The organism is Mesobacillus subterraneus (assembly GCF_000934845.1).
Classification (GTDB): domain Bacteria; phylum Bacillota; class Bacilli; order Bacillales; family Cytobacillaceae; genus Mesobacillus; species Mesobacillus stamsii.
Map to the genome: position 1 here is coordinate 20,408 of NZ_JXIQ01000108.1, position 10,715 is coordinate 31,122.

Here is a 10,715-nt window from a genome sequence, read left to right on the forward strand (position 1 = left end):
TGGGGTGAAAGATATGATTAAATTTGATCAAGTCACCAAAGTGTACGGTGATAAGGTGAAAGCAGTCGATAATGTAAGCTTTGATGTACCTGAAGGCAATATCGTCGTTTTTCTAGGGCCATCGGGCTGCGGCAAAACGACAACACTTAGAATGGTAAACAGACTAGAAACGATCACGGATGGCAAAATTTTTGTCAACGGAACAGATGTGAATTCTTTGAATGAAATCGAGTTGAGACGAAAGATCGGCTATGTCATTCAACATAACGGTTTGTTCCCAAACATGACGATTGAAGATAATGTGATGGCTGTTCCTAATTTAATCGGCTGGGACCGAAAGAAAAAAGCAGACAGGTATAAATACTTGATGGATTTGGTCGGCCTGAATCCAGATGAATATCGGAAGCGTTACCCGCATGAGCTTTCAGGAGGACAGCAACAAAGAGTCGGAATCGCTCGTGCGATGGCCGCAGACCCACCTGTCATGTTAATGGATGAACCGTTCGGGGCACTTGATCCCGTCATCCGTACCCGAATTCAAAATGAGTTTTTGCAAATTCAGCAGGAAGTGAAAAAGACAATCCTGTTTGTCAGCCATGATATTGATGAAGCCATCAAAATGGGAGACGCCATCGCAATCTTCCAAAATGGAAAACTAATGCAATATGATTCTCCTAGCGAGCTGCTTGCCCATCCTAAGAATGAGTTTGTTCGTGAATTTGTTGGCAAGGACCGCGCGTTAAAAAGTCTGAGTCTTCATACCGTGGAGGATTTGATTTCAGAACGAATGCTGCGAAAACTGGACGGCAATGAGAATTCCAACAAAAAGACAATTTCCGTTGAAACGAATCTAAGAGATGCCTTATCCATTCTGCTCAACCAGGAAGCAGACCAGCTTGTCGTCCAGGCAAATAACAAGCTTGTTGGTGCGATGAAAATTGATGATGTAGAGGCCTATTTGCATCAGCATATTAAATAAGGGGGGTGAAAAGCATGAAGAATAAGCGTTTACTATCTTTTGTCATCAAGCTGATTCTCTTCACCCTGGTTGCTAGTTTCTTCGCTTGGTCATTCAAATCGGGGTATTACCAGCTAATCATCGATGATTCAGAAGGGTTTATCTTTCTGTTAAAGCAGCATATCAATATGGTGCTCCTATCCATCTTGCTGGCAATCGTGCTTGCGATTCCAATGGGGATCCTGGTTACGAGGCCTAAATTCCAAAAGCTTCAATGGCTGTTCATGAATATAGCCAATCTCGGGCAGACCATTCCAAGTCTGGCGATCCTGGCACTGGCGATGACCTGGATGGGAATCGGTTTCAAGCCAGCGGTCTTTGCTCTGTTCCTCTATTCCTTATTGCCAATTTTACGCAATACTGTAGCTGGGATTAAATCGATTGATCCGAACTTACTGGATGCAGCGAAAGGGATCGGCTACACGCCTGCTCAAATTCTTTTGAAAATTGAACTGCCAAACGCAGCCTACCCTATTATGGCTGGCATCCGGACAGCAGTGGTCATCAACATTGGAACAGCTGCTTTAGCCTATCTCGTCGGCGGCGGCGGACTTGGCGACTGGATATTCACTGGAATCATGATGAGGGACAACTCCTATCTTCTGTCCGGAGCCATCCCGGTTACTTTGCTCGCTCTCTTGGCCGATCAATTAGTCCGGTTCATCGAAAAGCTGGTTATATCAAAAGGATTAAGACAATCAATAACAATATCAGATTAAAGAGAATCCATTTTTAGGGGGAAAACAAAATGAAAAAGATTTTATCATTTACCGCAATGATCGTTTTAATGGTTTCACTGCTTTCCGCATGCAGCGGTGAAGGCGACACATCCACTTCTACTTCAGATAAAAAGGTAATCGTCGGCGCAAAAAACTATACGGAACAATTCGTCCTTTCCAAAATCCTTGCCATCTATCTGAAGGAGAATGGCTATGAGGTTGAGGAAAAAAACAATATGGCCAGCCAGGTTGTCCGCCAGGCAATTGAGAATGAACAGGTCGACCTTTACTGGGAATATACAGGAACTAGTCTCGTAAACTACAACAAGCTTGACCCACTTTCAGATTCAGTAGCAGCCTATGAAAAAGTAAAAGAAGTGGACAAAGAAAAGGGCATTATGTGGCTAAATCCATCGTCATTAAACAATACGTACACATTGATGATGAGAGAAGAAAAAGCAACAGAGCTTGGCATTAAGTCAATCAGTGATTTGGCAGCTTATTTGAATAACGGCAACGAATTGTCTTTAGGTGCAGATGCTGAGTTCGCGACGCGACCGGATGGAATTAAAGGTGTAGAGAAAGCTTACGGATTCGAGTTTGGTTCTTCCAACATTAAAAAGATGGACGTTGGCCTTTTCTATCAGGCTCTAAGAGATGGACAAGTAGATGTTTCAACGGGATTCTCCACGGACAGCCGGATCAAAGCTTTCCAACTCATAAATCTTGAAGATGACAAGAGCTTCTTCCCTGCTTACAATGCGGGAATAACCGTTCATGAAAAAACGCTTGAAAAGTATCCTGAATTAGAAGAACTTCTAAAGCCTTTAGCTGAAAAAATCAACACTGAAACAATGACAGATCTTAACTACCAAGTCGATATAGACGAGAAAAGTGAAACAGAAGTCGCCAGAACATGGCTGACAGAAAACGGCTTAATTAAAGAGTAATCTAATTTAGGAGGAAATCAGCTATGGTTTCCTCCCTTTTTCATGCTGAGTTCAGATAGTTTGTCATGATAGCGGACAATAATATGGTATAAAGGGAGTAGCTGAAATAAGCTCTTATTACGATCGAGTCATGCTGTCAGAAAGGTGAAAGCGATATGAAAAGACTCTACCCATCACGATTAACCAAAAGATTTCTATATCTCACTACCACTATCTTTTTTATTCCTCTATTGATCCTATTCATTCTTGCTACTACTTCTTCAAGAGATATCATCATAAATCAGGAGATTTTATGGAAGGGCTTTATCCTGATTTTTTTAGCGGCGCTGACCACGCTTTTATTCGGTATCCGCTGGATCATTAAACCAATCAAAGCTCTTACCCAGGACGCTGCGAGCTACACAAAGGGGGGAGATTGGTTTGTTCCTGTACTTGAGAAAGAGGATGAGATCCAAACATTGTCCAGCACTATGAAGTATATGGCGGAAAGTTTACAGGCGCATGAGCGGCATCTGCAGCTGATTTTGGAATCCTTCCCTTTCGGCGTCCTCGCTATTAACCCGGAAGGCTTCATCAGTTCCATGAATACAACTGCCGGAGATCTATTGAATAGAAAGAAAGAAACAATCATTGGAAAATCGATCTCTGCCCTGCCGCTTTCTTTCAGGAATCATTTTGAACAGTGCAAGCATGTTTCCAGAAAATTTGACGGCCTTGAAGAGGACTTCACCTTTGAAAATGAAAGGGGAAAGAAAGTAATTAAGCAGTCTAGTTCCCCGTTATTAGATGAAAATAACCAAGTCATTGGAGTCCTGATCACCTTTTGGGATGTAACCAAAGTGCGCCAGCTGGAGACGCATATTCAGCGTTCCGAGCAGCTGGTTGCGATTGGCCAGATGACCGCCGGGCTTGCTCACGAGGTGAAAAATCCGCTTGGAACCGTCCAGCTTGCGAGTGATTTAATTGCCAGTGAAATAAAAGAAATGACAACTGCCAATGAAAAGGACGTTGCTTCCGCTGAAATCATTTCCGAAGCGGCAAAAGATATCCAAGAAGAAATACAGCGCCTTGATCATCTTGTTAGACGGTTCCTTCAATTCAGCCGGGAAAACAAAAAGGACGAAACTATTTTCAGCATGAAGACTGTCGCCGCAGAAACGCTTCAGCTTTTATCCCATCAATTTAGGAAAAAGAAAATTCATGCGACTCTTGAGGCTGATGGCGAGGATTACTTTGTAAAAGGTGACAGAAACCAGATGATTCAGGCTTTCATCAATCTTTTTATCAATAGTATTGAGGCAGTTTCCCACCATGGCCAAATTATTGTTTCGATGAAGATCGCAAATAGTGATACTAATGAAATAGAAATAAAAGATGATGGAATCGGAATCCCCCAGCAAAAGATTAAGCGTATTTTCAACCCATTCTTTTCTACTAAACAAGAAGGTACCGGGCTGGGCTTATGGATTACCCATGATATTATCTCTTCTCATAACGGACATATCGAGGTAGAAAGTGAAATGGGCGAAGGAACATCCTTCCTGATTTCATTGAAAAAGCACGAGGAAGGCGATCATTATGAAAAAAACCATCCTGTTAGTTGAAGATAATGAAAAATTCCGCCGCCTAACCAGGCTTACCTTGCAGAAGGAAGGGTATGACGTCATCGAAGCGGAAACAGGGAAAAACGCTGAAAAGCATATGAAGAGCGAGAACATCGACCTTGTTTTACTGGATTTCCTTCTGCCGGATACGACTGGGTTGAAGCTGCTGGAAAAATGGGCACCCACTTTTCCGGATACTGTTTTTATTCCTTGCACAGCCTACGGAGATATTGAGGATGCAGTGAAGGCGATGAAAATGGGGGCTTACGACTACTTAACAAAGCCAATAAAGGCTGATGAACTAAAGGTCGTCATCAAACGGGCATTTGAAATGAAACATTTGAAAAAAGAAAACAAAGAGTTAAAACAGGCTGTTCAGCAAAAATATGATCTTCATGGGATGATTGGCAAGAGCCCAAAAATGCAGGAGGTCTACTCGTTAATCGAGAGAGTTGCCAAGCAGGATATCACCATCCTGCTTGAAGGAGAAAGTGGAACTGGTAAATCGCGGGGAGCCTACGCTGTACACCTCGAGAGCACGCGAAAATTAGGTCCATTCATCAAAGTCAATTGCGCCGCCATCCCCTCAAACTTATTAGAAAGTGAATTATTCGGCTACGAAAAAGGCGCTTTTACCGGCGCTGTCCGATCACAGGAAGGCAAGTGCGCCGCAGCCGACAAGGGCACTCTTTTTCTCGATGAAATTGGCGAAATCTCGCTGGATGTGCAGGCAAAGCTTCTGCAATTCACCCAAGACAAGACATTTACACCGCTCGGGACGGCGAGAGAAATATCTTCAGACGTTCGCATCATCGCTGCCACTAACCGGAATTTATCGGAAATGGTACAGAACGGTGAGTTTCGTGAAGACTTGTATTATCGGTTAAATATCATTGGCATCAAATTGCCTCCATTGCGTGAGCGAATCGAAGACATCCCCTTGCTTGTCGAACAATTTCTGGCACAGTTCGAAGAAGAACATACTCGCAGCTATTCCATTTCCAAAAGTCTTTTAACAAAACTCACTTCTTATCCATGGCCTGGCAATATTCGTGAATTGCAAAATGCCTTGTCCAGGGCAACCGTTCTCTCCCGGTCTGGACAGTTGATTCTCGATGATTTTCCCGAAGAAATCCAGAATCATTTTTCTGAAAAAGAAGTTGGAACTCCTGAAGCTCCGATTGAATTAACGGACGACTTTTCTTTGCCAGAACATCTGGAAAAGGTTGAAAAAGAAGTGATAGAAACCGCATTGACAAGTGAAAACGGCAATCAGGCACGCGCCGCCGAAGCACTTGGCATAACAAGACAAGGCCTCTTGTACAAGATAAGAAAACACAAAATCCTCCGAAAAAAATAAGAAAAGCTGCCAGGATTGATTCCTGGCAGCTTTTCAACGTTAAAAAGTTAAGCTACGTTGCGTGCGGTCTCTTCTCCACGTTTGAGAACGACTTTGCGAATAAATGGTACGACATAACGGTCTAAACCATATTTACCAGCGTTAAAGCCAGCGAACAGGATGATGAACCCGAAGAAGATGTCTGTTGGATTGTGAGATACTGTTCCGGCCAGGAAGAAGCTAAAGTTCATCACTAGACCGAAGAACATCGCAGCAGTTGTCAGAGCACCAAGAATCAAACCAAGTCCAATAAGGAATTCTCCCAGCGGCACAATAAAGTTGAATAGATCCACATTCGGGATCGCAAAGCTTTCAAGGAAATTCACGTACCATCCGTATACCATGTGTCCATCCGGACCTTTGACAGGATTTGCGACAGCGCCTTTCAGGAAGCCACTAGCATCGAAGCCTTCACCAGTCAATTTTCCCCAACCACCAGTCATCCAATTGTACCCTAGCCAAACTCTAATGACAGTCAATATACCAGCAGCAACATTGTTCTCTCTTAACCATTTTGCAAACATGTTCCTCACTCCTATAAGTTAATTAGTATTACTACACTTATAAGATAACAAATATATCTCGAAAATAGGGGTTTTTGTGAATATATTCACAATTGTGTTGAAATGTTTTGAACGAAATGTGTCAACGTGCATGAAAAAGCAGCTTTTCTAAAAAAATGCCTTCATTCCGGCCTGAGCTACTTTAAATCAGAAAAAAATCCTTCCGTACTGCATATCGCTGCAAATTTTAGCCATCATAAGGATGACAATACCAACTAGGAGTGATCAGAATGAAAAAATTAGTCATCATTGCAGGCTGTGCTATTTTCACATTCGGTTTGGCCGGGTGTGGAGCCAATAACAATGCTGCCGACGATAACGGCAATCAGCGAGTCCAAATCTCACAGGTTAAGCGCGGTCCAGCAACCGACGGCACCAAGCTCCAACTGGCTGACCGGGCAGAGCGCCAGGTAGAGCAGCTGCCGCAAGTGGACGACGCACGAATCATCATCTCAGATAACAATGCATACGTAGCTGTTAGACTTGCGGACAACAATGGCGAAACGAATGGAAATGCATCTGTCAATGATGCACTGGATGGCAACGGCAAGACTTTTGCCGAGAACGGACAAGTGGATCCGGGTAACAACCGCGCAGGAAATAATGGAATCATTGACGGCAAAGGGGACGCTGGAAATGGCGACCGCCAAAATATAGGAAACACAAATCGCCTTCTTGATCCTAATAACGGCAACGGAACAATGAATGGAAATACGAATGGCAATGGAATGGACAATGGAAGTATGAATGGAATTGGTAATACAAACATGAATGGAAATGCAGCTGGCAACACCATGAACGGCAATAATAGCCAGCTGGAGATGCAAATTGAACAAAGAGTGCGTCAAGCAAATAACCAAATCGATAAAGTTTTTGTTTCAGTTGACCGCGATGCCTATACCAGAATGGGAACATTCGCCGATGACCTCCGCACCGACAGCAACAGAGACGGGATCTTCGAAGACTTCCGTAATGCAATGGACAGTTTCTTTGGCAGATAGCATTTGAAAGCATAGGATTTCCCTCCTATGCTTTTTTTGCGTCGATTTTTCATTATCCCGTTTTAAATGTTTATTTGTAAGAACTAACTATACCTACACCGTTTTCTCTGCAATCCGAAATTTCTAATTATAAATTTTTTCGAGTAACTGGTTTATAAATCGACAGAATGGGTATAAATAATTTGCTGTGAAGATGCTTTGTGCAGGGGGGGAAGATTTGCATAACACCGATGATCTAAGAAAAGAAATTAAAATCTACTTTCACGATAATGAGAAAATATTTGAAGAGAATTTACTTTCTCAAGCAGTTAATGTTTCGTCGAAAATAACCGAGATTTTAGAAAAAGGAAATATTGACCTATTAAAAAATGCAAGAAAATTAATTTTCTTTATAATTGATCAAAACTATAAAGATTTAGTTGCTTTTGCAGAAGAGGAGGGAATTGCATGGGCAAGACATTCTTTAACTCTACCTCTAAAATTAGAATGGATTCAAGCAATCAGAAGAACTTTATGGAAGATCATTGGACAAATTGATGAAGAAAAGAACCTGACAAATGAAAAAAAAGATTTTTATGAATTGGAAGAATTTATAAATGAACAAATAGACCAATTTCTTAACAGTTTCTTTCTCAGTTATTCTAAATCCAAAGATCAAATGCTCCATAAGCAAAGAGAAATGGTCGAACATTTGTCTGTCCCTATCATTCCAGTAAGTGAGACTGTTTCTGTTCTACCTCTAATTGGTGCAATTGATTCGTTTAGAATTAGAATAATTGAAGAAAAAGTTTTAAACGAAATAGCCAACACAAGGTTCCAAAATTTAGTCATGGACTTATCAGGTGTCGCCATGATGGATAAAGATGTTATCCACTATTTTAAAAAAATTTTGACTGGAGTGTCCATGATGGGCTGCAAGACCATCCTGACCGGACTCAGACCAGACCTCGTCAGAAAAATGGTACATGACGGAATACTTTTTGATAAAGACACAGAAACAAGAGGAACACTGAAAGAAACATTAAAAGATTTCCTTTAGTCGCAAAAAAACCACTCCCCTACTGGGGGTCAGACCCCCAGTAAGGCAGTGCGTTAATTCATTATAGTTTTATGGTTTTTTGGGTAGCGTTATTTATGGACTCGCCATTATTCCGACAAAAGTTTTCCTCTTTATAGTTACTATTTTAAAAATAATCCAAAAGAAGATTTGCTTTATTTTGCGTTTCCTGTTATGATAAAAAAGAATTATTTTTGTTCGGTGTAAAGGATAGTATAAGTATCAACTTTTCGTCTTGATGATCACTTTGGGCAAGGATAGTAATACGTTGTGCGAGTACGCACTAGGAGGCAACAAAAATGGAACAAGGTACAGTTAAATGGTTTAATGCAGAAAAAGGTTTCGGATTCATCGAGCGCGAAGGTGGAGACGACGTATTCGTACACTTCTCTGCTATCCAAAGTGAAGGCTTCAAATCTTTAGACGAAGGTCAAAAAGTTACATTTGACGTGGAGCAAGGCGCTCGTGGAGCCCAAGCTGCAAACGTTCAAAAAGCTTAATCTTAAATCGATTATATAAAACAGGCTCTCTTTAGAGCCTGTTTTTTTTATTGCAAAATTTGATTAGCTATCCTTCCGTGAATTTAGACTCTTTACTACCAAACCTATTTTTTTGACAAATGCTCGATCTTTGCTAGTTCTGCATTTTAACTCTTATTTGAAGGTTACTCTTGGAAACGGTAAAATAGGAATACGATGACGAGAATGAGGAGTTCGTTATGTCTAAATATAAAAAGCAACGGCAAACTATGAACTGGGAACACAAGTACGATTCACTTGACTTTAAAAAGCTGCTGACAATCCTAAAGGACAATCGCCGCGATATCCAGAGCAATCAGCAACTTTACTTTGACCATGATCAGGATAAATTAGACATCAAAGATTATTACCGTGGTGCACAGGATCTTGATTTGTCCAGTCTTGCACTATTTTACAAATTCCACACAATCGTATTCCATTCTCATAAAAACCAGCTACCCTACTTCCTTGCCAAAGATTTGTATCTGTACACCTGGGTCGATTTATATCCTGACGGTTCTGCTAAAAGCATTTATTCCAGCCAGTTGAAGGACCCCGAGTCACTGCTTATGGAGGATAATGAAACTCTAAGAGAGAAATACGATGAATTTAGAAAACGATCTCGGAAAATCCAGATGAATGGTTTTGATTCCATCAAAGAACTGAAGATGTTTGAGGATCATTTTAAAATGAACACCGAGCATATTGTCCCGCAATCCTGGTTCGACGGTGCTGAACCGATGAAGGGGGATCTTCATCATCTGTTTGTTTGCGAACCGGATTGCAATATTTCGCGTTCCAACTTTCCGTTTGCCGATTTTGATTTTTATAACCCAGAATCTGAAAATGAACCGATCCAGAACAATTGCGGAGTCACTTCAGGTTTCGAGTTCGAACCCGAGCATGGAAAAGGAGCATCTGCCCGGGCGATGCTTTATTTTTTCCTCAGGTATCCTAAAAGAGTCAAGAGCGAGTTTAAAAAAAAGGTGAATATCCCGCTTCTCGCTCGGTGGAATGAAGAATTTCCACCCACTCTGTATGAAAGACACAGAAACCAGGCAATTTTCTATATTCAAGGAAATCGGAATCCGTTTATCGATTTCCCAGCGCTCGCAAAAAGAATTGATTTTTTATAAAAACGCTGATCACTTTGAAATTAAACGGTTAAGCCATTTAATTACCGGTTATCCGAGTTAACCCCGATTTATTCCTTTTTCATTAAATATGTTATACTATATTAATGATGTTTTTATGTCAATAATTGATGGGGTGCTAATTTGGAAAGTATGCATATAAAAGAGATTACTGAACTTGCAGGACTTACCAAAGGTCATGGGTTATATTTATTTAAGAATCAGGATCAGTATATTACCAGAGTGGCCGACTTCGTTATTTCCGGTGCTAAACGAGGGGAGTATTCCATCATTATTGAAAATGACCGGTTACTGCCATTGATTACGAAAAGGCTCATGGAGACTGCCGATGAAAGCAGTTTGGAAAAAGCAAAGTTCATCAATAATTTTGACTTTTATTATGCCAAGGGAGACTTAGGCATAAACTCCATTTTTGATTTCCTTCCCACCCTGATCGAAGGTTATTCAGAGCGCGATGTTGCTATTCGCAGCTGGGCTCACGTAGAATGGCGCGATGAGCAGGAAGTAATTACGAAATTACTTTTTTCTGAACAATCGGCTGATACCATTGTCACCGAGACGGAACTTCTGTCTGTTTGTGCCTATGATTCCGAAAGGGTCAGCAAAGATTTAGAAGAAGGCCTTCTAAATTGCCATAATTTTCTTATTAACGATGAAAACAGGCTCACGTGAACTACTCCCACCACTTACCACCTTATGGGTCGCTTGAAGTGGGGGCTTCTCGACTTATCG

The 10,715-nt window shown here is 41.3% G+C and carries 11 protein-coding genes; 10 read left to right on the forward strand and 1 reads right to left on the reverse strand.

Translation table 11 applies throughout. The features are described from left to right. Positions 1 to 13: 13 nt before the first annotated feature. The 5 genes from UB32_RS14030 to UB32_RS14050 all read left to right on the forward strand — a co-directional run bounded on the left by UB32_RS14030 (position 14) and on the right by UB32_RS14050 (position 5,651). Complete coding sequence (locus UB32_RS14030; RefSeq protein ID WP_044394605.1) at positions 14 to 979, forward strand: ABC transporter ATP-binding protein; 966 nt, start codon at positions 14 to 16, stop codon at positions 977 to 979. Between the two features lie 14 nt (positions 980 to 993). Continuing rightward, positions 994 to 1,737 (forward strand): ABC transporter permease, encoded by a 744-nt coding sequence (locus UB32_RS14035; protein ID WP_044394607.1) that lies wholly within the window; start codon positions 994 to 996, stop codon positions 1,735 to 1,737. Positions 1,738 to 1,766: 29 nt separating this feature from the next. Then, on the forward strand, positions 1,767 to 2,687 hold the full coding sequence (locus UB32_RS14040; protein WP_044394609.1) for a glycine betaine ABC transporter substrate-binding protein: 921 nt from the start codon (positions 1,767 to 1,769) through the stop codon (positions 2,685 to 2,687). 155 nt (positions 2,688 to 2,842) lie between these two features. Then, positions 2,843 to 4,291: an ATP-binding protein gene (locus tag UB32_RS14045; RefSeq protein ID WP_044394611.1), complete on the forward strand. Its 1,449-nt coding sequence runs from the start codon at positions 2,843 to 2,845 to the stop codon at positions 4,289 to 4,291. After that, entirely contained in the window at positions 4,266 to 5,651 is a 1,386-nt protein-coding gene (locus UB32_RS14050) for a sigma-54-dependent transcriptional regulator (RefSeq protein WP_044394613.1), read from the forward strand. Before UB32_RS14045 ends, UB32_RS14050 begins: the two co-directional genes overlap by 26 nt. A 47-nt stretch (positions 5,652 to 5,698) precedes the next feature. Here the strand turns inward: UB32_RS14050 and UB32_RS14055 are convergent, their stop codons facing one another. Next, entirely contained in the window at positions 5,699 to 6,214 is a 516-nt protein-coding gene (locus UB32_RS14055) for a DoxX family membrane protein (RefSeq protein ID WP_044394615.1), read from the reverse strand. A 269-nt stretch (positions 6,215 to 6,483) separates the two neighbouring features. On the opposite strand from UB32_RS14055, the gene UB32_RS19075 reads away from it, so the two are divergent. From UB32_RS19075 to UB32_RS14080, 5 genes are all read left to right on the forward strand, one after another. Further along, a complete protein-coding gene (locus UB32_RS19075; protein ID WP_052807045.1) occupies positions 6,484 to 7,254 on the forward strand; it encodes a YhcN/YlaJ family sporulation lipoprotein in 771 nt (256 codons plus the stop codon). A 217-nt stretch (positions 7,255 to 7,471) separates the two neighbouring features. Beyond that, positions 7,472 to 8,293, forward strand: a complete 822-nt coding sequence (locus tag UB32_RS14065) for an STAS domain-containing protein (protein ID WP_241768513.1) — start codon at positions 7,472 to 7,474, stop codon at positions 8,291 to 8,293. A gap of 317 nt (positions 8,294 to 8,610) precedes the next feature. Further along, a complete protein-coding gene (cspC, locus tag UB32_RS14070; protein WP_044394619.1) occupies positions 8,611 to 8,811 on the forward strand; it encodes a cold shock protein CspC in 201 nt (66 codons plus the stop codon). A gap of 218 nt (positions 8,812 to 9,029) precedes the next feature. Further along, positions 9,030 to 9,965 carry an endonuclease I family protein gene (locus UB32_RS14075; RefSeq protein WP_052807046.1) on the forward strand — a complete coding sequence of 312 codons (936 nt, stop codon included), beginning with the start codon at positions 9,030 to 9,032 and terminating at the stop codon, positions 9,963 to 9,965. Between the two features lie 150 nt (positions 9,966 to 10,115). Beyond that, the gene (locus tag UB32_RS14080; RefSeq protein ID WP_241768514.1) at positions 10,116 to 10,655 is read left to right on the forward strand and encodes an MEDS domain-containing protein; all 540 of its coding nucleotides are present in this window, start codon (positions 10,116 to 10,118) and stop codon (positions 10,653 to 10,655) included. Positions 10,656 to 10,715: the final 60 nt, after the last annotated feature.